The sequence below is a fragment of the Escherichia sp. AM3 genome (assembly GCF_032029835.1).
Taxonomy (GTDB): Bacteria; Pseudomonadota; Gammaproteobacteria; order Enterobacterales; family Enterobacteriaceae; genus Escherichia; species Escherichia coli.
The window spans coordinates 1-796 of record NZ_JAVUPQ010000436.1 but is presented as its reverse complement, the minus strand read 5'-3'; the positions used below and the strand labels follow the sequence as shown (position 1 = coordinate 796).

The window sequence follows — 796 nt, the reverse complement described above, 5'->3', positions numbered from 1 at the left end:
GGATTGAATTTAACAGCATGGAAAAGGCAAGTGTTATTGCAAAACTGCAATCTCTCGGCTTTGTAATTGCTGGTTATGAAGAACTTGCGATCCCTACGACTTAACAAGGAAAATAATAATGAATGATTTATCAACATATTTTGGCGTTAATACTGCGGTAGTAACTCCTTTTGCTTATGAGAATGCACTTAATACCCTGATTACTAATCTCGATCTGTTCGATGTGCAATATCATACAGAAAACAGCATTCTTCTTACCGACCTGATTGATCAGTTTGTGCAGGTAGCTGGGGAAACCTCGCCTTACGCTCAAAGCGACTGGAACGCCTCTAAACGTCAGGAATGGTCAAACAAACTTTTCCAGATGAAACACGTCGGCAGTATTAACGCTGTTACTTCTCGTGACCTGGAACAATACAGCCGCCAATATCCAAACCGTTCTGATGCTATGCTGGTAGCGGTTAATGATTTCTCTGAGGCTCATTACCGTTCACACGCAAACCGTGTTGAAGTGGATCTGATTACCGCGCTGCTGGGCCTGAAAGTTGAATCTGAATATGCCGGACAAGGTGATCTCGACTTCCTCGACGGTCAGGCTAAAACCACGGTACCCGCTATCGACTTTGCATCGACTACTGTTAACCCGTTCCTTGCTATTCGTAAAGCGGTGCGCTTACAGAGTGAAAAGCTGGGGTCTGGTCTTGCTGCAAAGCGAACTGGTGTAATTATCTTTGCTGCTGGCACTGCTGCTGATGGTTTGTCATCTAACCCGCTGATCAGTGACATGGTGAAATAT

General features: G+C 44.6%; 1 protein-coding gene. It reads left to right on the top strand.

Going from position 1 to position 796, the window contains the following annotated elements; translation table 11 throughout:
* Positions 1 to 118: 118 nt before the first annotated feature.
* On the top strand, positions 119 to 796 hold a 678-nt coding region (locus RTW80_RS26425; protein ID WP_312721047.1), incomplete at its 3' end, for a hypothetical protein.